Annotated in this window: 23 protein-coding genes and 1 tRNA gene; 21 read left to right on the forward strand and 3 right to left on the reverse strand. The window is 36.4% G+C overall.

The annotated features are described in order from the left end of the window. The 5 genes from F5ESL0261_RS02770 to F5ESL0261_RS02790 all read left to right on the forward strand — a co-directional run bounded on the left by F5ESL0261_RS02770 (nucleotide 1) and on the right by F5ESL0261_RS02790 (nucleotide 4535). The gene (locus tag F5ESL0261_RS02770) at nucleotides 1–909 is read left to right on the forward strand and encodes an ABC transporter permease (RefSeq protein WP_034977189.1); all 909 of its coding nucleotides are present in this window, start codon (nucleotides 1–3) and stop codon (nucleotides 907–909) included. A 5-nt stretch (nucleotides 910–914) separates the two neighbouring features. Then, a complete protein-coding gene (locus F5ESL0261_RS02775) occupies nucleotides 915–1982 on the forward strand; it encodes an ABC transporter ATP-binding protein (RefSeq protein WP_305019190.1) in 1068 nt (355 codons plus the stop codon). A gap of 3 nt (nucleotides 1983–1985) precedes the next feature. Continuing rightward, on the forward strand, nucleotides 1986–2888 hold the full coding sequence (locus tag F5ESL0261_RS02780; protein ID WP_122052076.1) for an ATP-binding cassette domain-containing protein: 903 nt from the start codon (nucleotides 1986–1988) through the stop codon (nucleotides 2886–2888). A 62-nt stretch (nucleotides 2889–2950) separates the two neighbouring features. Further along, complete coding sequence (locus F5ESL0261_RS02785; RefSeq protein ID WP_122052077.1) at nucleotides 2951–3484, forward strand: ClbS/DfsB family four-helix bundle protein; 534 nt, start codon at nucleotides 2951–2953, stop codon at nucleotides 3482–3484. 292 nt (nucleotides 3485–3776) lie between these two features. Further along, nucleotides 3777–4535: a GntR family transcriptional regulator gene (locus F5ESL0261_RS02790; RefSeq protein ID WP_122052078.1), complete on the forward strand. Its 759-nt coding sequence runs from the start codon at nucleotides 3777–3779 to the stop codon at nucleotides 4533–4535. A gap of 66 nt (nucleotides 4536–4601) precedes the next feature. Here the strand turns inward: F5ESL0261_RS02790 and F5ESL0261_RS02795 are convergent, their stop codons facing one another. Further along, complete coding sequence (locus F5ESL0261_RS02795) at nucleotides 4602–5186, reverse strand: TetR/AcrR family transcriptional regulator (protein WP_109585997.1); 585 nt, start codon at nucleotides 5184–5186, stop codon at nucleotides 4602–4604. Between the two features lie 327 nt (nucleotides 5187–5513). After that, nucleotides 5514–6254: a CPBP family intramembrane glutamic endopeptidase gene (locus tag F5ESL0261_RS02800; protein ID WP_122052079.1), complete on the reverse strand. Its 741-nt coding sequence runs from the start codon at nucleotides 6252–6254 to the stop codon at nucleotides 5514–5516. Nucleotides 6255–6543: 289 nt separating this feature from the next. Between F5ESL0261_RS02800 and F5ESL0261_RS02805 the strand changes: the two genes are divergently transcribed. The 16 genes from F5ESL0261_RS02805 (at nucleotide 6544) to F5ESL0261_RS02880 (ending at nucleotide 24855) form a co-directional block, all read left to right on the forward strand. Beyond that, complete coding sequence (locus F5ESL0261_RS02805) at nucleotides 6544–7392, forward strand: aldo/keto reductase (RefSeq protein WP_122052080.1); 849 nt, start codon at nucleotides 6544–6546, stop codon at nucleotides 7390–7392. A 444-nt stretch (nucleotides 7393–7836) separates the two neighbouring features. Beyond that, nucleotides 7837–8985 carry a CDP-glycerol glycerophosphotransferase family protein gene (locus F5ESL0261_RS02810; protein ID WP_122052081.1) on the forward strand — a complete coding sequence of 383 codons (1149 nt, stop codon included), beginning with the start codon at nucleotides 7837–7839 and terminating at the stop codon, nucleotides 8983–8985. Next, a complete protein-coding gene (locus F5ESL0261_RS02815) occupies nucleotides 8982–10412 on the forward strand; it encodes an oligosaccharide flippase family protein (protein WP_122052082.1) in 1431 nt (476 codons plus the stop codon). Before F5ESL0261_RS02810 ends, F5ESL0261_RS02815 begins: the two co-directional genes overlap by 4 nt. A 3-nt stretch (nucleotides 10413–10415) precedes the next feature. Continuing rightward, a complete protein-coding gene (locus tag F5ESL0261_RS02820; RefSeq protein WP_122052083.1) occupies nucleotides 10416–11114 on the forward strand; it encodes a glycosyltransferase family 32 protein in 699 nt (232 codons plus the stop codon). A 1-nt stretch (nucleotide 11115) separates the two neighbouring features. Beyond that, nucleotides 11116–11571 carry a SprT family protein gene (locus F5ESL0261_RS02825; RefSeq protein ID WP_122052180.1) on the forward strand — a complete coding sequence of 152 codons (456 nt, stop codon included), beginning with the start codon at nucleotides 11116–11118 and terminating at the stop codon, nucleotides 11569–11571. A 114-nt stretch (nucleotides 11572–11685) separates the two neighbouring features. Further along, complete coding sequence (locus F5ESL0261_RS02830) at nucleotides 11686–12360, forward strand: MarR family winged helix-turn-helix transcriptional regulator (RefSeq protein WP_122052084.1); 675 nt, start codon at nucleotides 11686–11688, stop codon at nucleotides 12358–12360. 86 nt (nucleotides 12361–12446) lie between these two features. Continuing rightward, complete coding sequence (locus F5ESL0261_RS02835) at nucleotides 12447–14198, forward strand: ABC transporter ATP-binding protein (protein ID WP_122052085.1); 1752 nt, start codon at nucleotides 12447–12449, stop codon at nucleotides 14196–14198. Nucleotides 14199–14270: 72 nt separating this feature from the next. Next, nucleotides 14271–14356, forward strand: a tRNA-Leu gene (locus F5ESL0261_RS02840). A gap of 164 nt (nucleotides 14357–14520) precedes the next feature. Then, nucleotides 14521–15168 carry a glycoside hydrolase family 73 protein gene (locus F5ESL0261_RS02845; RefSeq protein WP_045927718.1) on the forward strand — a complete coding sequence of 216 codons (648 nt, stop codon included), beginning with the start codon at nucleotides 14521–14523 and terminating at the stop codon, nucleotides 15166–15168. Between the two features lie 80 nt (nucleotides 15169–15248). Continuing rightward, nucleotides 15249–17501, forward strand: coding sequence for a DNA helicase PcrA (pcrA, locus tag F5ESL0261_RS02850; RefSeq protein ID WP_122052086.1), 2253 nt, complete (start codon nucleotides 15249–15251; stop codon nucleotides 17499–17501). Between the two features lie 47 nt (nucleotides 17502–17548). Then, on the forward strand, nucleotides 17549–19561 hold the full coding sequence (gene ligA / locus F5ESL0261_RS02855; protein WP_122052087.1) for an NAD-dependent DNA ligase LigA: 2013 nt from the start codon (nucleotides 17549–17551) through the stop codon (nucleotides 19559–19561). 13 nt (nucleotides 19562–19574) lie between these two features. Further along, complete coding sequence (locus F5ESL0261_RS02860; RefSeq protein ID WP_122052181.1) at nucleotides 19575–20714, forward strand: CamS family sex pheromone protein; 1140 nt, start codon at nucleotides 19575–19577, stop codon at nucleotides 20712–20714. 14 nt (nucleotides 20715–20728) lie between these two features. Beyond that, the gene (gatC, locus tag F5ESL0261_RS02865; RefSeq protein WP_045927721.1) at nucleotides 20729–21031 is read left to right on the forward strand and encodes an Asp-tRNA(Asn)/Glu-tRNA(Gln) amidotransferase subunit GatC; all 303 of its coding nucleotides are present in this window, start codon (nucleotides 20729–20731) and stop codon (nucleotides 21029–21031) included. Continuing rightward, nucleotides 21031–22470: an Asp-tRNA(Asn)/Glu-tRNA(Gln) amidotransferase subunit GatA gene (gene gatA, locus F5ESL0261_RS02870; protein ID WP_122052088.1), complete on the forward strand. Its 1440-nt coding sequence runs from the start codon at nucleotides 21031–21033 to the stop codon at nucleotides 22468–22470. Before gatC ends, gatA begins: the two co-directional genes overlap by 1 nt. Before the next feature lie 3 nt (nucleotides 22471–22473). Beyond that, nucleotides 22474–23904 (forward strand): Asp-tRNA(Asn)/Glu-tRNA(Gln) amidotransferase subunit GatB, encoded by a 1431-nt coding sequence (gene gatB / locus F5ESL0261_RS02875; protein ID WP_109586010.1) that lies wholly within the window; start codon nucleotides 22474–22476, stop codon nucleotides 23902–23904. 30 nt (nucleotides 23905–23934) lie between these two features. Then, nucleotides 23935–24855: a diacylglycerol kinase family lipid kinase gene (locus F5ESL0261_RS02880; RefSeq protein WP_122052089.1), complete on the forward strand. Its 921-nt coding sequence runs from the start codon at nucleotides 23935–23937 to the stop codon at nucleotides 24853–24855. Between the two features lie 67 nt (nucleotides 24856–24922). Here F5ESL0261_RS02880 and F5ESL0261_RS02885 read toward each other — a convergent pair whose 3' ends face one another. After that, on the reverse strand, nucleotides 24923–25633 hold the full coding sequence (locus tag F5ESL0261_RS02885) for a Bax inhibitor-1/YccA family protein (protein ID WP_046331795.1): 711 nt from the start codon (nucleotides 25631–25633) through the stop codon (nucleotides 24923–24925). Between the last annotated feature and the right edge of the window lie 73 nt (nucleotides 25634–25706).

The raw sequence follows: 25706 nt of genomic DNA on the forward strand, positions 1-25706 counted from the left end.
ATGACTAATATAGAAAATAATGATTTTGAATTTGCCCATAAATCTGAAACAGTTGACCATTATTCTGGTAAATCTTATTCATATGGGCAGTTGGTTTGGCATCGCTTTTTAAGAAATAAAGGTGCGGTGATTAGCGCAGTTGTTTTAATTATTATTGCTTTAATAGCCATTCTGGCGCCTTACCTTAGTCAATACTCACCCACTACACCGTATCCTAACCAGTCTAATTTAGCTCCTGGAGTTAATGGTCATTGGTTTGGAACAGACAACTTAGGCAGAGATATTTTTGTAAGAGTTGCTGCTGGTACTTCAGTTTCACTAAGGGTTGCTCTGGTGGCAATGGCAATTGATCTGGTTATTGGTACTAGTTATGGCCTGATTTCAGGATATTTTGGTGGCAAAATTGATTTATTCATGCAAAGAATAACAGAAATTCTTAGTACTATTCCTATGATCATTATTGTTACTTTGCTTGTTCTGGTCATGAAGCCAGGTCTAGTAAGCATAATTACTGCGATGATGATTGTCGGCTGGATTAATATGAGTAGAATAGTTCGCGCACAGGTGTTGGAACTAAAAACCAGCGAGTATGTTTTATCAGCAAAGACAATGGGAGAATCTGATATTAAAATTATTTTCTCTCAAATTTTGCCTAATACATTAGGACAAATAATTACCACATTTATGTTATCTATTCCGAACGCAATTTTTTTGGAAGCATTCTTAGCCTTTATCGGTTTAGGTGTTCCGGCACCGTTAGCTTCATTAGGAACAATGATTAATGATGGTTATACCCAGGCTATCGTTTACCCATACATGGTCATTTTCCCCGTATTGTTTTTAGCACTAATTATGCTGAGTTTTAATATTATTGCGGATGGCTTACGGGATGCTATTGAAGGAAGTTAGGTAAGATTATGACCGAAACAGTTTTAGAAATAAAAAATTTACAAGTAGCCTATCATACCGATCACGGAGAAGTGCAAGCTGTTAGAGGAATAAGTTATCAGGTAAAAAAGGGTGAAACAGTTGCTTTAGTTGGTGAATCCGGTTGTGGCAAGTCAGCTAGTGTAAAGCCAATCATGGGCGAAAAAGAAGCCAATCAAATAATTAAATCCGGTGAGATCAATTTCACTTACCAGACTGAAAATGGTCCACAAACAGTTAATTTATTAAAAATTAGTCCTAAGATTATGCAAAATCGTATTAAGGGCAAAGAAATAGCAATGGTTTTTCAAGACCCAATGACTTCTCTCGATCCAACCATGAAAATTAATAAGCAAATCGCTGAGGCAGTAAAGGCTTCTCATCCTGAGATGAACAAGGATCAAATCAACGAACGGGTGCTTAATTTAATTGAAACCGTTGGCATTCAAAACATGAAGGTTGTTCAGAACCAATATCCACATCAACTTTCTGGAGGAATGAGACAGAGAATTGTTATCGCCATTGCGTTGGCCGGGAATCCCAGTTTACTGATCTGTGATGAACCAACTACGGGTTTGGATGTTACTATTCAGGCTAAAATTTTGAACCTGATTAAAGATATACAAAAGAGCAGGAAATTATCTGTTATTTTTATCACCCATAATTTAGGGGTGGTTGCCAATATTGCAACATATGTGAACGTCATGTATGCTGGAAAAATAGTTGAGACTGGAACGAGCCGAGATATCTTTTTTGAACCTCGTCACCCATATACTTGGGGTCTGCTTGAATCAGTACCTGATATCAATGAAAAAGTTGACGAACTGCCAACAATTGCAGGCACGATTCCAGATTTAACACAACCAATTGTTGGTGATGCTTTTGCTCCAAGAAATAAGTACGCCCTAAACATTGACTTTAAAAAGCAACCACCAATGTTTAAAATTAATGATCACCATTACGCTGCAACTTGGCTCTTAGATAAGAGGGCTCCTAAAGTACCAGTTCCACCAGTTTTGCAGGAAAGAATTTCAAAAATGAAGGGGGCATCATAAGCAATGACTAAAAATATCTTAGAAGTTCATCATTTGAAGCAATATTTTCCCGTTGCAAATAAAAAAATAGTTAAGGCAGTTGATGATGTTTCCTTTAATATTGCTAATGGTGAGACTTTTGGCCTGGTAGGTGAGTCAGGAAGTGGCAAGACCACTATTGGACGCTCCATTATTCGCCTTTATTGGCCTACAGCAGGTGAGGTCATTTTTGAAGGTGAACAAATAGCAGGTCAGTTAAGTAAAAAGCAGACTGCCAAATTGCGCAAAGACATGCAAATGATTTTTCAAGATCCTATGTCTTCACTAAATCCTCGCAAAAAAGTCGGTGATATAGTTAAACTAGGCTTAGATATTCATTATCCAGAATTATCTAAGGATGAAAAACTGAAAAAGGTTATAGAAATGCTCAAAGTAGTCGGACTTGATTCATCCTTTGTTAATCGTTACCCACAAGAACTTTCAGGTGGACAAAGACAAAGAGTTGGTATTGCCAGAGTAGTTATCATGCATCCCAGACTTATTATTGCAGATGAAGCTATTTCTGCCCTAGATGTTTCAGTACAAGCTCAAGTTGTTAATCTTCTTCAAAGAATACAAAGAGAAAGTGGCAGTGCCATGCTCTTTATTGCCCATGACTTGGCAATGGTCAAACATATTTCAAGTCATATAGGAGTAATTCATTTGGGACATATTGTCGAGATTGGGCCAACAGAAGCAATTTTCGACGATCCTGTGCATCCTTATACAAAAAGTTTGTTAACCGCTATCCCCACTACTAATCCAATAGCAGAACAAAATAAAAAGTTATCAAATTATCATGCATTTAGACAACAATATGAAAATAAAGAAATGGCAGATTTAGGCAATGGTCACTATGTAATAGACGATGGGTCGTGGACTAAGTAAAACTCCTTATGATAAAATATTGATAAATAAATTTTTAATATTATCAAGAAAAGGAAAAATAGATGCCACGTCCTAAAACCAAGCAAGAATTAGTTGATGCAAGTAATTCGTCATACCAGAAGATAGTTGATTTAATCGCTAAGTTGCCAGAGGATGCTCGCACTGGCAGTTTCAATTTTGATACGAGTAAACTAAAAGAAGCTCATTGGAAGAGAGATCATAATGTACGCGATGTTTTGATCCATTTATATGAATGGCAAAAATTGTTGCTAGAGTGGGTTAAAAGCAATCAATCCGGTGAAGACAAAGAATTTTTGCCTGAAGGGTATAATTGGCGTAATTATGGTGAAATGAATCAAGAATTTTGGCAAAAGCACCAATCTACGCCACTTGCAGAAGCAGAAAAAATGCTGGCGAATAGTCATAAACAAACTATGGCTTTGCTTGATACCTATACGGAAGAGCAACTCTTTCAAAAGAATGTTTTTCCTTGGACTGGTAATAATGCATTAGGTACTTATTTCATTGCAAATACTTGCAGTCATTATGAATGGGCTTTAAAGAAGTTACGAAAATATCAAAGATCCTTGAAATAATGGCTTATTAAAACCGTTAGCGTAAAAGCTGGCGGTTTTTGTTTTTAATGAGCCACTTATTTAAATAAATCAAAAGTTTGACAATTTATTTATAAAAAATTCTGATAAAAACTTTTATAGCTAATGCTCTAAAGCAATATTTCAGGCTTTAAAATATTTCTAGAGTTTTTTAGTTAGTATAATCTACCAAACTTTTCATACAGTTATAATTTTAAATGACTGTTATACTAATCTTTGAGTTTGTTATTTTTATTTTAATTTAGTAATATTGAATAGTTAAGGAAGTGTGATAATGAATTCTGTCAAAACAATAGCTGGCGTACCACTTTACAAAAAAATCTACTTAGATATCAAACAAAAGATTCAGCAAAACATTTTGAAAACTGATGAAAAATTACCGAGTGAACAATATTTGTGTCAACAATATCAGGTTAGCAGAATAACAGTGCGTAAAGCTCTGAAATTATTGACTGATGAAGGATTAGTAGTTACTATCCAGGGGAAAGGCTCTTATGTCAATGTCAAAAAAATGAGGGGAAGATTGGAACAAATTGAAGGATTCTCTGAATTTTCTGAGTCTCGCTCTAAAACAAATAAAAAGATTATTTTAAAAAGAGAAATTTTACAAAATTCTCAAATTGCTAAGATTTTGCAACTGTCTGAGCCAGCAGATTTAGTTTATATTAAAAGAATTTCTCAAACAGGAAATGAGCCTATGGCAATTGATGAAGCCTGGCTATCAGCTGAACGCTTTCCGGAATTACTTACAAATATTCATGAAGATACCTCACTATACCAATACCTAGCAGATAAGTACCATGAAACTTTAGCAAGTTCATATCGCGAAATCAGCACTATCCTACCCAGTAGTGAACAAGCTAGATTACTGGCATTAACTAATGTAGTACCACTTTTTGATGTAAACAAGACTGTTTACAATCAGTTTGATCAGCCGCTGGAATTTTCTCATTATGTTGTAAGAGGAGATAAAATGGTTTATACTATCGCCTCCAAAAATGACAGCAATATTTATTTTAACCACAAAAAGTAATTGTATTTTAAAAACTTTTCAATATTTAAAAACGATCAGTTGAAATGAATTCATCTGGTCGTTTTATTATTTTTTAGGCTTTAAATGTTGAGAGTAGGTACGAATATTATTTTGTACAAAAGCATGTGGCTGAGTTTGAAAAACACAATTAGGAAAGGAATGCTGCATAATAGCTTGACCTAAATTGAGTAAAACTAAATTATCAATTTCAACATTTTTATCAATATCTTGAGCAATTTCTCCTGTTTTTTGCATTTGTTCAAACTTTTCAGCTAAAATTTTTCTGATTAAATCGAGAAGATTTTTAATCACTGCTTGCAATTCTGGCAAATTTTGAGATTCACGAATACCAGTTAAAAACAAAGCTAGATGTTGCTTTATAAAATTTTGATAGATGATGGAAAAATTCATAATATCCTTATCTAAATCGCCAACTAACTGATAATTTTTATTGATCATTTGAATATCATCACGATACTTAGATATCAGTTGCTGTAAAATGCCACGTTTGTCTTTAAAATGCCTGAACAAGGTACTTTCATTAACTTGAGCGACTTGAGCAATTCTTTTAGTAGTGGTTCTTTGATAACCATTGTGAATCAATAATTGTGAGAAAGCTGTTAAGATTCTCTGTTCAACATTACCACTCATTTTGGCCACCCACCTTAACTCAACTCTTTAAATATCAATAATGGCTATTTATGTCTAATTGTAACAATTATCACATTAAGTAACAAGACAAGTAATAAGTAAATTCCAACAATTTGTTAATGTTCTTATAATTACCGCAGACGTTAAGTTAAAATGATTGTATATTTCATAGTAGACAGGTAAGAAATATTGAACTGTCATATAGAACACATTAAGGACTGCAGATAAAATATTCATGTTTATAAAGTGATTTGATTACGCCTAAAATAAAAATCATAACTAGAAAAAACTCCAGTTATGACTTGAAATTAATTTGAGTATATTTGTTTACTTAGTTGCTAATAATAAAATTAAAAAGGCTAATGTATCAAATAAGAAGTGGACTAAAAAGCTGACCCAAATATTATGTGTTTTTATAAAAGCCCAGTTTAAAACTAGGCGTGTAAAAGCCAAACCTAAAATAACATAGCCTAAATTATAGTCATAAGTAGAAAGATGAAGTAAAGAAAAAATCAGGGCAGAGGCAATATTACCCCAAAATAGTGGGTGAGGCACATGGCAAGAATCAGCTAATTGGGTAACAGCTAATAAAGGCATAATTGCTAAAAATTCTTCGCCCAATATTTGGATAGCACTGCTTAAACGTTGATAGAGAAAAATTGACCAAACATGTGGCGTCTTCATAGTCAATCCTGCAGCTGCATTGCCAGAAACAGAACCAAATAATTTTTGAGAAATTGTTCCTGATAACACAGATATGAAATAGGCAAAGACAAAGAAAACAACAATCCAAAGCCATTCTTTAGCATGTGGTACATGAAATAAATGATGCCATTTTTTACCAGTAGCAATTTGTACACCGATTATTTGAATTACTAAAAAAATGGTTACAATTAATAGCTGAAAACATGCAGCTGCTAAAGAGGGATGATTTTCATCAAAGACTAAATAGTCTGGAACTTGTATACCAGGCATTATCAAACAGCAGTATGCAATTATGTTCGATAATAATATTAATAACCATTTTTTACCAGATAAATGAAATGAATTTGTTAAATTATTTGTCATTGAAATTCACCTTTTTATTTTTGATTTTATATTGCCAATCATAAAAATACAATCCCCAAGCTTGTGAAAAGCAAAACATGATATTTTTGTATAACTACTCTATGAGATTTTGATACCTTAACTTAAAGGTGAATTTACACAAATATAGACTAGTGGAACATGTGTTACAATTAATTATATCGAGATTGGAAAATCCATAAGTGGATGCTATTAAAATTTTGTTTATTTTCGCTTATATAATTATATATATATGCACAATAGTTTAGATAGAATCATAAGGAGGTTGCTTATGAAAACTGTTACTATCAATAATCAAGTTCTGCCAGCTTTAGGTATTGGTACTTGGGAAATGGGGGATGACCCAGAAGTCAGAGAAGAAGAAATAACAGCTATTCGTTCAGGACTTGATGCTGGCTTAACAGTGATTGACACGGCCGAGATGTATGGCAATGGTCATTCGGAAGAACTAGTTGGTGAGGCGATAAAGCCTTATCAAAGATCACAAATTTTTTTAATATCTAAAGTATTGCCTCAAAATGCTTCTGCACATAAAATGCGGCAAAGTTTGGCAGCTAGTCTTAAGAGGCTGCAAACTGATTATTTAGATCTGTACCTTTATCATTGGCGCGGAATGGTTCCTCTGTTAGAGACAGTTTCAGAACTGCAGTCACTGCAAGATGAAGGACTTATTCGTGCCTGGGGAGTATCAAACTTCGACATAGATGATATGGAGGAACTCTGGCAGGTGCCAAATGGTCAGAACTGCGTTGTTAATGAGGATTTGTATAATTTGGAGACTAGGGGAATTGAATTCAGTCTTTTGCCTTGGCAAAGAGAACATCATATTCCATTGATTGCATACAGTCCTCTGGGTCGAGGACCTAAAATGGGTAGCACAATGATGAAAAATGAGGCGGTCATACAAGTAGCTGAAAAACACAAGGCAAGTCCTTATCAGATTTTATTGGCTTGGGTAATGCAACAACCAGATGTTTTGGCGATACCAAAAAGTAGTAGTTCAAAGCACTTATTATCTAATCTTAGGGCGTTAGATATTGAGCTAACAAAGAAAGATTTACAAGTTTTGGAACAAGCTTATCCGAAGCCAGATCATAAAGAGCCTCTGGCAATATATTAAAAATACGGAAATGTTTCTTTACTAGTTGTGGGTATTCGAATTTTACTTGAGGCGAATACTTCTTAACTAAAAAATGTGGGAATGCTCCGAGTAATAAATTTAACTGATAGTCTCAATAGGACTTATGACAAAATATTACTGTATAGTCCCAATTTGCAGCTCTTCGACAGTCCACCAAAGGTAAAAAAGTGCCAGATAAAGTGCTAAAACTTTATTTGGTACTATATTTTCAGTGTTCATTTTTGCCCTTTCTTAAAGTTTCTAATAAATATATTTTAATTGTGGCAAATTGTGTGAGTAATGTAAATTGCTGAAAAATGGCAGCTAATATAATTATTTGTTAGTCATAATCATTAAAAAACTAAAAAATAAAGTAAAAAAGCTTGAGTTCTCTCAGGCTTTTTCTGTACTCTTATACTAGGTAAGAAATTGGGAAGTTGAATAATGAAGAGTTTTTTGTTTCGTTTATATTTGGTGGCAATGAAATTAATTGCTCGCTTTACACCAGTGCAAGATAATAAAGTGGTGATTCTTAATGGCGCAGGTAGATCAGGGTCAAATGGTTATTTGTTCGGTAAATATTTGCAAAAGAATCACCCTGAATACGAGGTTACCCTTGTAGAGCACTGGCCATCTTCACATTTATCTTTAAAAACTTGGCGCCAAATTGGTGCAGCAAAGTTTGTGTTAACTACACACCAGCCATTTAAAGTTCATGCTAGACAAATCAATATTCAGTTCTGGCATGGTATTCCCCTCAAGCGCATGGGATTTATGGCTAATAATACTAGTCTCAAAACTGATCAGCGTAATGCTAATTTATGGCAAAAAAATGCTGATGTTGTTTGCTCAAGCAGTGATTTATATGAAAGTCTAATGAGTGCCTGCTGCGCGATTGAAACTAACAAATATCGAAAAACTGGGTTTCCTCGTCTTGATGCCTTGAAAAATCCTGCTATTAGTAAAAAGAAACTATTAACTGACTTATTCAAAGCTGAAGATGAAAGCGCTCAAATTGGAATATACATGCCAACTTTTCGTTATGAAATGGATGATCGACAAATTATGACGCAAGTTGAGCAGGGTAATTTCTTTGCATTGCCTGATTTTGATGCTGTGAAGCTGAATAATTCTTTAAAAAATAACCATCAGTATTTAATAGTAAAGTTGCATCCTTATGAAATGAACCTGTTTAAACACTTGCAAAGTGACTTTTCAAATATTGCCTTTCTCAATAACGACTACTTGTATCAACTTGATATTGATTTATACGAACTTTTAGGTAATACAGACTTTTTAATTACTGATTATTCTTCGATTTATTTTGATTATTTAAACATTGACAAACCAATCATATTTATTACCAATTATTTGAGGCAATACGAAAAAAAGCGAGGACTTTTAATGGGACCTTATGAAGAAATTGTGCCTGGAGTGTGCGTGAAAACACAGCAGGAGCTTATTAAGGCACTTGTAATGCCAGATCAATTCAGTCAGAAGCGGCACTACTGGCTAAATCTAACTAATGAAGTGCAGACCGATTCAAACTGTGAAAATGTATTTAAATTGTTAAAAATAGAGGGTAAGTTGTGAAAAGAACATTTTTAAACATTCTATATAATGCGGTTTACCAAATATTTTTGGTATTAGTACCACTAATAACCGTGCCTTACCTTTCCCGAATTTTGGGCCCTAAAACATATGGTATTTATAGTAATGTGAATAATATTGTTCAGTTCTTAATGATATTCTGTACCCTGTCTGTGTCATATATTGGTATGAGGACCATTTCGCAGATTAGAGCTTTTGGCAGTGGTCAAGATTTAACCAAAGCGTTTTGGGGATTGTGGTATTTTCAGGCCATAGCTGGATTCGTCACAATAGTGATAGTGATTGCTGTTACCAGTTTTTTCCATATTAAGTACGGTCAATATTTGTTATTAATGGTGCCATATCTTATTTCAGCTCAAGTGGATATTTCCTGGTTCTTTCAGGGACTGGCCGATTTTGGCCGGGTGGTTTTAAAAAATACTGCCGTTAAGCTAGTATCTGTTATATTGATTTTATTATGGGTTAAAAATCCGGGTGATCTTTGGAAGTATATGTTGATTATGTCGGTTTCAACTATGTTAGGGTCATTTGTCTTTTGGTTTGACATTCACCGTTATGTTGGTGGGCCGGTCAAACACTTTTATCAATATCGCGCGACTGTTAAAGCAATTATTACTCTTTTGATTCCGCAAATTGCCACCCAAATTTATACTTCTCTCGATAAACCTATCTTGGGCCTCTTTCAAAATTCGACGCAGGTTGCCTTTTATGACAATTCCCAAAGAATTTCTAACATGGTTTTGGGAATTGTAACCAGTATTTCCTTAGTGATTATGCCTAAAATGGCGGGTGAAGGTAAAAAAGAACAACGGATAGTTTTAAAAAAATCCCTGGAAGCGACAGTGATGCTGGGAACTTTGTTTGCAGTTATTATTATGGCGAATACTAAAGAATTTGTGCCTTTCTTTTTTGGACATAAATTTATCCCGATGACGCCGTTAATGTTTTTCTTCACTTTGACTATCATAATGATTCCAACTGGTGGGGTTTTTGCCAATCAATTTGCCCTTGCCAATCATCGAGACCGAGATTATGCCATTCCTGTCATAGTTGGTGCTTTCTTGGAAGTAATATTAAGCTATTTTCTGGATCAACTGTACGGTGCAACAGGAGCAATGATTGCAATTTTAATAACTGAGTTTATAGTTTTGCTTTTACGACTATGGATTGTTCGTGATGGCTATGATTTTAAATATTCTTTTCGTGAAATTCCTAAATATTTTATAATTGCCATTATTGTTTTGGCAGCAGGGATGCTTTTGCCACAAATGTTTGCATCAGCATTTCTTAACATGCTAGTCAAATCAATCATTATGCTTGTTTTGTATATCGCTTTAATGTTCTTGTTGAAATTAGACTTTAATCAAGACATAATTTTGCTATTAAAGAAATTTTTTACTAGAGGTTAACTTATGATTCCTAAAATAATTCACTATGTCTGGGTGGGGGGCAACCCTAAGCCTAAAAATATTCAGCGTTGCATGAAAACTTGGACCAAGCATCTGCAAGACTACCAAATAATCGAATGGAACGAGCATAATTTTGACATCCACGAAAATAAATATGTTGAGCAGGCTTATCAAGCTAAAAAATGGGCGTTTGTTTCCGACTATATCCGGGCTAAAGCAGTCTGTGAAATGGGCGGCATTTATATGGATACTGACGTCTTGGTGCTAGATGATTTGCATGATTTATTAAATAATAGAGCTTTTGTTGGTTTTGAAAATAAAGAGAATCCGTTTACGGCAGTCTTTGGCGCTGAAAAAGGTCATCCATTAATTAAAGACATGCTTTCTTATTATGATGACCGAGATTTTACATTTGATAAGCAGGACCAATTGGCGGGAGTCAATACTGTATCGGTGTCTGACATTTTAAAAAATAAATATGGTGCTCAGCCTAATAACAAGGAGCAGCAATTGCAGGAAGGGATACATGTCTATCCTGACGGTGTTCTTTGTAATCCGTCAGCACAGTCAAAAACTATTCATGTGTTTACCGGAACATGGATGGAAGGAGCTAAGCCACTGAAAAGAAAAATAGTGACGGCTTTAAAAGTCAGGATCAAAACGAAAAAAGAGGCAGCACTATATGCCAAAGTTTTCAGATAATCTGACTGAAGAAGAATTACAGAACCTGGTGGCAGAAGTTTCTTTTAAGTATTTTGGCAGACAGTTTAAGCACCAAGTAAAAATTAATAAGCGCATGACAACAACTGGTGGTCGGTATCATTTAGATGATCACCACATTGAAATTAATGCGCATTTTTTAGTGCCGCAATATTATCAAGAATTGATTGGCATAATTAAGCACGAACTGACGCATTATCATTTGCACTTAACTCATAAAGGATATCGCCACAAAGATCAAGATTTCAAGGTTTTGCTTGATAGAGTAGGTGGTTCACGGTATGCCCCGGACATAGGTCTTAAACGCAAAAGAAAAGCAAAATATTTGTATGTTTGCACTATATGCGGTCAACAGTTTGTGCGGGTTCGGCGCGTTAATGTACGTCGTTATGGCTGTGGCAAATGCGGCGGCAGGTTAAGATTAGTCAGTTATAGATAAAATAATAAAATTTATTTTGACATTTTATTTGACAAAATGTTAGGTACCAAACTATAATTAATTTATAAAATATATTAGGTACCTAACTTTTTATTACATAAAAGGAGCATAACTATGAGTCAAGCAAGTGATCAATTAATGGAACAACTTCATTTTATTTTGCGGGCTAGTCGTTACTATATGTTTCAAAACAAAGAACCGATATCGGGACAAAAACGGGTATTGGCTGTTTTAAAGCTGGAAGACGGTTTAACCCAAAATTATTTAGCTGAAATCTTGGCTTTGAAACCCGGGTCTTTAGCAGAATTATTGAAAAAAATGGAACTAAAAGGTGATATCTCACGTGAAGTTGATGAGCAGGACAAACGAGTTAAACGTGTTTATCTCACAGCAGCTGGGAAAGAAAAGGCTGCCAAGCTGGCTGAATTAAAAGACAAGCAAGATACTGAGCCTTTCTTTGCCGGTTTGACTGCTGAAGAGCAGGAGCAATTTGGTCAATATCTGCAAAAAATTGCTGCTGGCTGGGATGAAGATTTTAAGGAAAAAGCCACCGATTTTGTTGATCCTGCCTACCGTATGGAAAGGATTAAAAAATGGCGTAAATATGCTTCAGACCATGACTTCTCCAGGTCTGATATGCGAGATATGTGCCGCCACATGTATAGGGCGCATCACTGCCATCATGACTTTGAACCAGGTGATTTTACCAAAAATTGTTACAATTATGATAAGATGCATAAATATGAGCGGGACTTTTGGCGCAAATTCTGGCATAATGAAAATGAATGATTATAATTAGCAAGATAAAATAAAGAGCTTTTCAATTATTGAAAAACTCTTTTATTTAGTCTAACTAAGGAAAGCCGGTATCTTTTATGGCATTCAAGTCACTTAAAGATAAAACACAAGGTGTTAAATTCAGTGATTTTTTAAACTTGCTAAAAAGTTTGAATGTTAAAAAATCGTTATTTGCACTAGGGCTGTTTCTCAGTCTGGTCACAAGTGTAGCAAATTTAGTATTGCCACTATTAACAAGAGAATTAGTGGATACGAGCAAGTGGGATAATTTTAATTACTCGAGCTTAATTATTATTATCGTTGTTTTTGTCCTACAATTAATTTTAGGAACAGTTGGCGGATTTGTTCTGCGCTATTTTGGTGAAAGCGTAGTTAAGAGCCTTCGTGAACGCTTATGGGGACATCTTTTAAAGTTACCTGTTACGTATTTTGATGTTACCAAAGTAGGTGAAAGCAGTTCTCGCTTGGTTAATGATACGGGAATTATTAAAGATTTGCTGGCTTCTCAATTCCCTAACTTTATTACTGGCGCAATACAACTCTTTTTCTCATCAATCATCTTATTTGTGATGGATTGGCAAATGGCTACCTTAATGTTTACTGTAATTCCTATTGTGGTAGTAATTTTATTGCCAATTGGTCGCATTATGGTGAGACTTGGTCGTAAATTGCAGTCAGAAACAGCTAAATTTAACGGTGATGTCAGTGAAAAATTGTCTGAAGTACGTTTAATTAAATCCAGTAATGGCGAAAAGTATGAACAAGAATCGGGTAACCACAGGATCAAGAAGATTTTTACTATTGGCGTACTAGATGCCCGTGTTGAAGCTATTTTGCAGCCGATTATCATGACTTTGATGATGGCGGCTTTTGCTGGCATCCTGGCATTTGGCATTATTCGCGTAGGTCAGGGTTCTTTGACCAGTGGGTCTCTTGTAGCATTCTTACTATATTTATTTAACGTGATTGCACCAGTTGCTAATTTTGCCACTTTCTTTTCACAGATACAAAAAGCCTTGGGTTCAACTGAACGCATACAGGCAATTTTACAAATTGAACCTGAAAAGAATTTAAGCCATCACACTTATGATTTGAGTAATAAAACGTTGACAGCACAAAACGTTTGCTTTAGTTATGTTAAAAATGAACCCGTTTTACAATCTGTTTCATTTGTTTCAAAACCCAACTCTGTAATTGCCTTTGTGGGACCTAGTGGTGGTGGCAAATCTACCATTTTTGCCTTATTGGAACGCTTTTATCAGCCTGAAAGTGGCAAATTCACTATTGGGGATGAGAATATTCAAGATATTGACCTGGCAAATTGGCGCTCCCAAATAGGCTATGTTTCTCAGAACAGCGCTATTTTTTCCGGAACGATCCGGCAAAATTTGGTTTACGGTTTAACCAGAGATATGACTGACGATGATCTTTGGCATGGACTCGCTTTGGCTTATGCCGATCAATTTGTGCGTGAATTTCCTGATCAAATGGAAACTGAAATTGGTGAACGTGGAATTAAACTATCTGGTGGTCAGAAACAACGTTTAGCTATTGCCAGAGCCTTTTTGCGTAATCCTAAAATCTTAATGCTGGATGAAGCTACGGCAAGTCTGGACTCGGAATCCGAGGGAAAAGTACAACAGGCTCTTGATAAACTAATGGTCAATAGAACCACTTTGGTTATTGCACACCGCCTGGCTACAATAGTTAATGCTGATCAAATTTATTTTGTAGAGCACGGTAAAATTACAGGTCATGGCACTCACCACGAATTAATGCAAAATCACAGTTTGTATGCCAAGTATGTAAATGAGCAAATGGTCGATTAAACCTTTTTAGACAAAATGAGTAAGAAAAGTCTTGTGTTAAATTTAATTTTGGGTTATAGTATTGAATGTGTTGCGGGCATGGCGGAATGGCAGACGCGCAAGACTAAGGATCTTGTGATCGCTTTTAGATCGTGGAAGTTCGAGTCTTCTTGCCCGCATTTTTTAATGGAGCTTTGGCTCCATTTTTTTGTATATTTAATTATAAATGAGCAAAATTGTTATGTTAGCTTACTACTTTTATTTTAAAAATTAATTACATTGCATAATTTATACTCAAGAGAGGTTATACTTAAGAAGAGATTTTTAAAGCAAGGGAAAACAAATGGCGAGAAAACGAAAAAGCAAGAAACTATCTAATACAGCGATCATCATTCGAACATTTATAATTCTATTTTTATTGATTATTGCTTTTGCAACTTTTCGTTATTATCGCAGACAGGCAATTCAATCAGAGCAGATTAGACAGGAGCAGCTTGCTCGAGAACAGGCCAGGCAGAAAATCATCAGGCAACACAAAGCTTTTATCAGAGAAATAGGTCCGATAGCTAAAGAAGTGGATAAATCCTTTGACCTTTTGCCAAGTATTACTATCGCTCAGGCTTGTCTTGAAAGTGACTATGGCAAAAGCGACCTTTCACAAAAATACAATAATCTGTTTGGCGTCAAAGGAAATAATCCTAATACTTCGGCAGTACTTAAAACCAAAGAGTTTGAAAAAGGTAAATGGATAGTTGTTAAAGCTCGTTTTCAAATCTATGATTCCTATGAAGCTTCTATAAGGGCTCATGCCAGATTGTTCCAAAAGGGGACAACCTGGGACGCAAAACAATATCGTCACGTTTTAGCTGCTAAGAACTATCAAACGCAGGCTCGAGCTCTAGTTAAAGACGGCTATGCGACTGACCCCAATTATGCGGACAAATTGATTAAGTTAATCGAAGAGTATGATCTTGCGCGTTTTGATAAATAGAATGCAATCAACTCAAATTATGGTCATGATTTTTGGTACAATAGAATAGTTAAAAAATTTTTGGGGTGAAAGAATTCAAAATGAGCGCAGAATCAATTTTAGCAGGTTTAAATCCACAGCAAAAAAAGGCTGTAAAAATCACTGAAGGACCATTATTAGTGGTTGCAGGAGCAGGTTCAGGGAAAACTTCTGTTTTAACCAGAAGAATTGCTTACCTTGTTGCTGAAAAAGGGATTGCGCCATGGAATATTTTGGCTATCACTTTTACCAATAAGGCTGCCACTGAAATGAGAGAGCGTGAGCATAAATTATTGGGACAGCAGGCTGACAGTATTTGGATGTCTACCTTTCACGCTCTTTGTGTGCGAATATTACGGCGAGATGCAGAAAAAATTGGTTATACCAGTAATTTTTCTATTGCTGATTCGGCCGAACAGCTCACTTTAATTAAGCATATTCAAAAAGAACAAAATATTAATCCTAAAATGTACGAACCACGCAGAATTTTGTCTGCTATTTCTAATGGCAAAAACGATTTACTCACTCCAGATGCATATTCTGCCAGTGCTACTTCACCTTTTGAAAAAGTAACTGCGCAAGTGTATCAAGAATATCAAAAACGTTTAAAGAATGATCAAATTATGGACTTTGATGATTTGATCATGCAGACCTTAGTTCTGTTTAAAACCGATCCTACAGTTTTGCATTATTACCAAAATAAGTTTCGCTATTTGCTAGTTGATGAATACCAGGATACCAACCAGGCCCAATATGAATTGTGTCATGCATTAGCTGCACAATATAAAAATATTTGCGTTGTGGGGGATGCGGATCAGTCTATTTATGGCTGGCGTGGCGCTAACATGGAAAATATCATGAACTTTGAAAAAGATTATCATGATGCAGGCGTGCAAACCGTCAAGTTGGAACAAAATTACCGTTCAACCGGTCATATTTTGGCTGCCGCTAACGCAGTCATTAAGAATAATAGCAACCGTAAGGCTAAAAAATTATGGACAGACCAAGGTGAAGGTGCAAAAGTAACTTATTATCGCGCTCAAAGTGGCGACGATGAAGCGCACTTTATCATTGCTAAAATTCAAGAAGAGGTCAAAGAGAAAAAACGTTCCTACCATGATTTTGCGGTATTATATCGTACTAATGCCCAGTCTAGAACAGTCGAAGAGTCATTCGTAAAGTCGAACGTGCCTTACCAAATTGTCGGTGGTCATAAGTTCTATGACAGAAAAGAAATCATGGACATTATGGCTTATCTGAAATTGGTTGCTAATCCTAGCGATTCAATGAGTTTTAACCGCATTATTAATACCCCTAAACGTGGTATTGGACCAGTTAGTGTCAGACGTTTTCTAGATTTTGCCCGTGAAAATAATTTGTCGATTCTAAAAGCTTTTGATCACATTACCATGTCAGGCATAACTACACGGGCAGCTGCCAAACTGACTGACTTCGGAGCTAAGTTGAGGGATGCAATTAAATATGCCAAAAATCATAGTGTTACCGGGCTCACGGAAAAAATACTGCAGGATTTTGGCTATACAGCTGCCTTGAAAGCTGAACATACAATTGAAGCAGAAACCAGACTAGAAAACCTGGATGAATTTTTGTCTGTTACGAAACGTTTTGATGACGAATATGAAGAAAATAACGACAGCGATGAGACCGAAAATGCTCTTAGTGACTTTTTAGCGGAAGTATCTCTTTTAAGCGACCAGGATGATTTAGCTAATAATGATGATCAGGTGGCATTAATGACGTTACACGCTGCCAAAGGACTGGAATTTCCAGTAGTCTTTTTAGTGGGGATGGAAGATGGACTTTTTCCTTTATCACGTGCTTTAATGGAAGATGATCAGCTGGAAGAAGAACGTAGACTGGCTTATGTGGGTATTACTAGGGCAAAGCGTGAACTGTTTTTAACAAATGCGTACTCACGTATGATGTATGGTAGAATGCAGAATAATCCGCCATCCAGATTTTTGGAAGAAATTGATCAAGATGATCTGGATATTGAAAATTCAGTTCCAATTACTTTCTCAAATGACAATTACCAGACACAAACTGCTCCGTTTGCTAATAGCGATGAACGAGCCCGTGCACAGGTTTACACTCCTAAAATCAAACCTGCTGGTGCAGTTGGAGCTGAGAAAAAGGGATGGAATGTCGGTGATCAAGTAGAACATAAGTCTTGGGGAAGAGGCGTTGTAACTAAGGTTAACGGTAAAGGCGAAGATATGGAGCTTGATATTGCATTCAGTGGCAAGGGAATTAAGCGGCTTCTAGCAGCATTTGCACCAATTAAAAAGGTATAATTAAGGTAGAAGTAAAAAAATACTATTTTTTAATCAGGAGGAAGAAAATGGCAGATTTAACTCTTGATGAGGCCAGAAAAGAAGTTGCTGCGCTAAGAGATAAGCTAGATGAATGGGCAAATGCATATTATACAAAAGACACACCTGAAGTTGAAGATAATGTGTATGATAAAAACTATAATCGTTTAGTTGAACTTGAACAGGAATTTCCGCAACTGGTGTCGCAAGATTCAATTACCCAAAAGGTTGGGGGTCAGATTGACAATCAGTTTGCTAAGGTTAATCACGAAATTCCGATGTTATCAATGGGTGATGTCTTTTCAAAAGAAGAATTACAAGAATTTGATGACAGAGTACAAAAACAGATTGGTCATGAAGTTGCTTATAACGTCGAATTAAAAATTGACGGTTTATCAATTGCACTTGAGTATACTAACGGTAAATTAACCAGAGCTTCAACTAGAGGTAACGGTCAAGTAGGTGAAGACGTTACTCCTAATGCACGCTATATTGCAGATATTCCCCAAACTTTACCTGAAAAATTGACAACGGAAGTACGGGGCGAATGTTATATGGGCAAAGAGCCTTTTGCAAAGCTTAATGCAGAACGTGATGAAAAAGGCGAAACAACTTTTGCTAATCCCCGTAACGCAGCAGCTGGGTCTTTGCGGCAATTAGATGCCAGCATTACCAAGCACCGTCATTTAAGTACGTTTATTTATACTTGGGTTAATCCACCAGCAGAAATTACCAGTCAACACCAGGCTATTGAGAAAATGACTCAGCTTGGTTTTCACACCAACCAAACTGGGAGCAGAATTGCTAAAATGTCTGACATTTTTGCTTTTATTGATGAATATACTGCAAAAAGAAATTCACTTGATTATGGCATTGATGGTATCGTCTTAAAAGTTGACGATCTGGATTTACAACAAGAACTGGGAAACACGGTTAAAGTGCCTCGTTGGGAAATAGCTTATAAGTTCCCACCAGAAGAGCAAGAAACTGTGGTTCATGAAATAAAATGGACTGTCGGTCGTACTGGTGTCGTAACGCCGACTGCTATCATGGATCCTGTGCAACTTGCTGGTACCACAGTTTCTCATGCAGTTTTGCATAACGCCGATTTGTTGCAACAAAAGGATGTCCGCATTGGTGATACCGTTATGCTGCATAAAGCGGGTGACATTATTCCTGAAATTTCAGAAGTGGTGCTAGCAAAACGGCCTAAGGATGCCCAGCCGTATCCAATTCCGACGAATTGCCCATCGTGTGGTGAAAAGCTGATTCATCTAAAAGATGAAGTGGCTTTGCGTTGCGTTAATCCGTCTTGTCCCGCTCAAATTGAAGAAGGAATTACTCATTTTGCCTCAAGACCTGCAATGAATATTGATGGTTTGGGACCAAAAATTGTGCGACAGCTAATTAAGAACGATCTGGTACATAATGTGGCTGATTTATACCATTTAAATGCATCTGATTTGGCAAAACTAGATCATTTCAAGGATAAGTCCATCAGCAATTTATTAAATGCAATTAATAATTCGAAAAGAAATTCAGTCGAATTATTGTTAACTGGACTGGGTATTGATCATGTTGGTGCTAAAGCTGCACGTTTGATTGCACAAAAGTTTAAAAATATGGCAAAGATTATGGCAGCGGACGTGCAAGATGTGGCTGCAATAGATACAATAGGCATGACAATTGCAGAATCTTTGACTACTTATTTTGCTCAAGATGAAGTCGTAGATTTAGTCAATGAACTTAAAAATAGCGGCCTTAATATGGATTATCTTGGTGCAGGTCCAGAAGAAACTGAGTCTATTCCAGATAATTACTTTAAAGATAAGACTGTTGTTTTAACAGGGACTTTGGCTCACTATACTAGAAGTGAATTTACTAAAAAATTGCAATCTTTAGGTGCAAAAGTAACTAGTTCTGTTTCTGGTAAAACAGACTATGTCATTTATGGTCAGGATGCTGGTTCCAAATACTCCAAGGCTCAGAAACTGGGCGTACCATTATTGACTGAGGAAGAAGCAATTGCTCAAGTTAAATAAAGGACCATTTAAAGTGAAAAAATACTTGCATATATTAGCGCTTTTAGGAATATCATTATGTTTGACGGCTTGTGGAAACTTGAAAAATTCTGACTTGGCGAATAATGCCAAAACATCTTCTAATTCCAATTCTAAAACTTATCAGACTACTGATACTGGTAACAACGGATATACTGTTTTACTTAAAAACGGGCATTATGTAACTAGTCCAATATCTGGTTTAACGGCAACTAATAATGATAATTCTGTGGATACCAGAGAATTAGAACGAGGCTTGGTTCAGATTTCTAAGGGTGTTTATTCAACCAATTCTTATGTTTTTCAAGAGGGTCAGTATATTTCTGCCAACATGGCTAATGAATGGCTAGGGCGCAAGTCAAAGTCAAATCCCAATGGTCTGAATCCTGAAGCTGGAACTAAGAAAAATTATCAGCCATATTATTTAGAAGAAATACTTGAACAAGATTTTTTGACAGGATCCGGTTCGAATTATCATATTGGCGGTATTAGCGTTGGTCTTGCTCTTAATTCCATTGATTACTACCAAAAGAAAAAAGATGGTCCTGAATATCAAGCCCAAATATCGCGTGCTAAGCAAAAACAATATGGTCAAAAAGCAGCTGAACAAGTAGTAGCTCGTTTGCGAAAAAAGAAGTCATTAAAGAAAATTCCAATTACAGTTGGACTTTTTGCTAAGGAAAGCAAAGACTCGTTAGTTGCCGGAACTTACTTTTTGAGCGGGACAGCGACTGCTAATAGTAGTAAAATAACTAAATGGAAAACTATTAATACTCAGTCTGAAGTTTTACCTACAGTTGGTGGAAAAAAAGCAATCAACAGCAGTGATGCTTCCAGTTTCAATAGTTTTAAAGAATCTATTCAAAATTATTTCCCTAATATCAGTGGTGTAACGGCAACTTTACGATATGAAAATGGTAAATTAGCTCAGGAAAATATTTCAATTACTACCCAGTTTTATGGGTATGAGCAAATCCAAAGTTTCACGAGACTTGTTTTATCAACTGCAAAGAAGTATTTGGCTAATAACGTGCCAATTGAAATAAAAATTGGCTCTGTTAATGACATCCAGGCTTTAGTTGCCAAGGAAACAGGAGATAGTAGTTATCAAGTCCATATTTATGGTGGCGAATAAGGAGGTATATTTGCGTGGAAATTACAGAAGATACAATTAAACACGTTGCGACTTTGTCGCGACTTGAAATTGATGAAAAAGATATTGGCAAAGTAACTGAACAAATGAGTTCAATTATTAATATGGCGGATCAATTGTCAGAAGTTAATACCGATGGCGTTAAGGAGACAGTTCAGGTTGTTGATCGTGATACTGTTTTTAGAGAAGATAAGCCTGAACACTGGCAAGACAGAGATGAATTAATGAAAAATGTTCCTGATCAAGCCAATGGCTTCATTAAGGTTCCAGTAATTATTAACAAGGATGAGGACGAGTAATGAATTATTTAAATGAAGATATTGACTCTTTAAATGAAAAGCTTGCCCAAGGAACTTTGTCTGCTGACAAATTAGCGCAAGATACAATTGATAATATTAAAAAAACAGATGACAAGTTGAATGCCTGGATTACTGTTCAAGAAGATGCTAAACCTGCAAGTAATCTTAATTTTGATCAAAATAAACTTGCTGGTATTCCAATTGCTATTAAAGATAACATTATAACTGATGGTGTTAAGACCACAGCTGCCAGTCATATTTTGGATAATTATATTCCGGTATATGATGCAACGGTTATTGAAAGGCTGAAAAAAGCACAAGTGACTTTCGTGGGCAAAACCAATATGGATGAATTTGCGATGGGTTCTTCTACTGAACATTCATACTTTGGCATTACTCATAATCCGTGGAATCTGGATAAGGTACCGGGTGGTTCATCGGGCGGTTCAGCTGTTGCTGTTGCTTCTGGACAAGTTGTAGCAGCGCTAGGATCTGATACTGGTGGTTCAATCAGACAGCCTTCTGCATTTAACGGTATTTTTGGTATTAAGCCGACATATGGTCGAGTTTCACGTTGGGGTTTAATTGCATTTGCTTCTTCATTAGATGAAATCGGTGTGATGAGTAAGCGAGCAAAAACCTCGGCTCAAGTTTTAAATGTTATTGCAGGTAGTGACGATCACGATTCTACTCTTTCAACTAGGGCAGTTCCCGATTTTACCAAGTATATTGGTCAAGATGTTAAAGGGGTGCATGTAGCAGTAGTTAAAGAATATATGGCTGCAGTAGATGGTGACATGCGTGCTGTTCTGCAAGAACAAATTGATGCTCTGGAAAAAGCAGGTGCTATTATCACTGAAGTATCATTACCATTAACTAAATATGCAGTTCCCGACTACTATATCATTGCTTCAAGTGAGGCTTCGTCAAACTTGCAAAGATTTGATGGTATTCGTTACGGCTACCGTGCTCAAGATACTAAGAATTTACTAGATGTTTACGTTAAGTCTCGGTCAGAAGGTTTTGGCGAAGAAGTTAAACGCCGGATTATGTTAGGCTCCTTTGCACTTTCAGCTGGCTCTTATGATCGTTTCTTTAGACAAGCATCTAAAGTGAGAACGTTAATTTGTGATGAATTCGATAAGATTTTCGCTGAAAATGATGTTATTGTGGGACCAACAACGACAACTCCTGCTTTTGGCATCGGCAGTGAAATTTCCGATCCAATCAAAATGTACAACAATGATATTTTGACAATTTCAGCTAATTTAGCCGGAATACCGGCTGCCAGTGTTCCAGCTGGTTTAGTTGACGGAATGCCTGTAGGTCTGCAGATTATGGCCAAACGCTTTGATGAAGGCAGTATTTTCCAAGTAGCTGACTTTATTGAAAGAACTAATAAGTTTTATGAAAAAACACCAACTGGAATGGAGGATTAACTGATGAATTTTAAATCAACGATTGGGTTCGAAGTTCACTTTGAATTAAAAACTAAAAGTAAGATTTTTTCACCTTCACCAGTAAGTTATGGTGCAAAGCCCAACACGGAAACAAATGTAATTGATTGGGCAATGCCGGGTGTTTTACCTTACGTTAACAAAGACGTTTATCGCTTAGGAATTATGGTTGCATTGGCAACGCACGCTCATATTTTGCCAACTACTCATTTTGATCGGAAAAATTATTATTACCCAGATAGCCCTAAGGCTTACCAAATCACTCAATTTTTCCAACCACTAGCTCGTGATGGCTATGTTGAAATTGAATCTCACGGTAAGAAAAAGCGTATCGGCATTCATGAAATGCACATCGAGGAAGATGCCGGCAAAAATACTCATGGTACAAACGGGTATTCATACGTTGACTTAAACCGTCAGGGAGTTCCTTTACTTGAAGTTGTTTCTGAGCCAGAAATTGCTGATCCTGATGAAGGATACGCCTACCTTGAAAAATTACGTAAAATTGTTCAGTTTACAGGAGCTTCCGATGTTAAGATGGAAGAGGGATCAATGCGTGTTGATACCAATATTTCCATTAGACCCGCTGGTCAAAAAGAACTGGGCACTAAAGTTGAAATGAAAAACTTGAACTCATTTGAACATGTGCGTAAATCTTTGGCATATGAAGAAAAGCGGCAAGCACAAGTTCTCCTTTCTGGCGGTCGCGTGCAACTTTCAACTCGCCGTTTTGATGAAGCAACTGGTAAAACTGTTTTGGAACGTGTCAAAGAAGGAGATGCAGATTACCGTTACTTCCCTGAACCTGATATTGCTCCTGATCATATCAGCCAAGAGTGGATTGATGAAATCAAATCAACTTTGCCACGCTCAGCTGAAGAACGATACAACCAATACGTGAATGAATTTGGTCTGAAAAAATACGATGCTAATGTTCTTTTGCAAACTAAAGAAAGTTCAGACTTCTTTGATCAAACTGTTGCTGCTGGAGCTGATCCTCAGCTTGCTGCCAATTGGATGAATACCCAAGTTAATGGTTATTTGAATGATAATCGCGTTGAACTTGCTGATATTAAGTTGACACCAGAGCATTTGGCTGCCATGATTAAGTTGATTAAAGATGGCACGATTTCTTCTAAAATAGCTAAAAAGGTCTTTGCAGAGACAATCGCTAATGGTACCGATCCTAAGAAATATGTTGAAGACAAGGGTATGGTGCAGTTATCTGATACCAGCGTCTTGGCACCTATGGTTAAAGAAGTTGTTGATAACAACCCACAATCAGTAGAAGACTTTAAGAACGGTAAAGACCGTGCAATTGGCTATCTTGTCGGCCAGTTGATGAAACAGACCAGGGGCAAGGCAAATCCAAAGGTAATTAATAAGTTACTGAATGAAGAATTGCAGAAGCGTTAAGTAAGTTTTGAAATAATAAGGGTAGAAATTATGACTGAAAAAGCAAGATTGATCTATAATCCTGTATCTGGTCACGAACAGATGCCTAAAAATGTCGCGGATATATTGGACGTTTTGGAACAAGCTGGATATGAGGCAAGTGCATTTAGAACTAAGCCGGAAAAGCAGAGTGCGCAAAAAGAAGCAACCCGTGTAGCTAATGAAGGCTTTGAATTGATTGTTGCCGCTGGTGGTGATGGCACTATCAATGAAGTAGTAAACGGCATAGCTTATTTAGAGAAAAGACCTAAGATGGCAATTATTCCTGCCGGTACAACTAATGATTATGCTCGTGCTCTACATATTCCACGAAATGATATTGCCGAAGCGACAAAAGTTATTCTCAAAAATAAAACTCGTAAAATGGACATTGGTCAAGCGACTTTTGCCAAAGATATTCAGTATTTCGTCAATATTGCAGCTTGTGGCTCACTAACCGAATTAACTTATGGAGTTCCTTCAGAAGTAAAGTCTGCTCTGGGTTATACCGCCTATTTAATTAAAGGTGCTGAAATGTTGCCTCATTTAACTGAAAATGAATTGCGTCTGACATATGATGAGGGCGTGTATGAGGGCAAGCTTTCAATGCTATTGCTCGGAATGACTAATTCTATTGGTGGTTTTGAACAAATAATGCCTGATGCTGAACTAAGTGATGGTTTATTCCAACTAATAATTGTTAAACCGTCTGATCCAGTAAAATTACTGAAATTGATGGCTTTGGCATTAAACGGCAAGCATGTTGATGACCCAGACATTATTTACACCAAGACACGTAGCTTAAAGATTGAATTAATGGGTAAAAGCAAGGGAGAGAAGTTGCCAGTTAACCTTGATGGTGAAATTGGTGATTATTGTCCTGTTACCTTTAAAAATTTACAACAACGAATTGAATTTTTTGTTGGTGAATAATTAAAACACAAAGAAAGAGCAACTACTGTTAATAGCAGCTGCTCTTTTTGCTTGTTAATAAAATCTATTAGTTGCGGCTATTGCCACTGCCACCAAAGATTTCCAACAAGAACATAAAAATATTAATGAAATCAAGGTAAAGTTGTAATGCACCGAGAACTGCTAAACCATTAGTTGAAACCTGATCACCGTAATTACTGTAAATTGCTTTCATTCTGTTAGCATCACTGGCAACTAAGCCCGTGAAAAGAATGACACCGATAAATGAGAAGACATATGTAACGGCAGGGCTACGTAAAAACATATTAACTACCCAGGCAACAACGAAACCAAGTAAAGCAGCACTCAAGTATGAATTCCAATTGCTAAGATCCCTTTTAGTAAAAGTACCAAACAAGGCCATGGCAATAAACACGGCAGCTGCTGAAACAAAAGCAGTGGTGATTTGGGTGCCGGTATAAAAGCCGGCAATTAAGGCAAACTCAAAGCCGTAAATTGCTGATAATATTGTTAACATTACTAAACTGGCAACTGGACTACGATCTGCCTTAAAGCTAATTCCCATTGATAAGCCAAAAGGTACAAATAAAATGAGCCACATCATAGCTACTGGCATGTTCATCACAGCGCTTCTGAATACGGTCATTGTTAAGTAAGCTGCTAATGCAGAAATCAGCACGGCACCACCCATGAGAGCATACATTTTAGTTAAAAAAGTATTAGTTTCGGAGATGGTGTGGATTTGGCGCCTATCTGAATTGGTATCATAATTATTCATGAAAAACGTCCTTTCTTTAATTTATTAGTATTAAAAGTAACACAGACTAAAGTAAGTGTGAAGGGATAAAGCT

The organism is Lactobacillus sp. ESL0261 (assembly GCF_003693025.1).
Classification (GTDB): Bacteria; Bacillota; Bacilli; order Lactobacillales; family Lactobacillaceae; genus Lactobacillus; species Lactobacillus kullabergensis.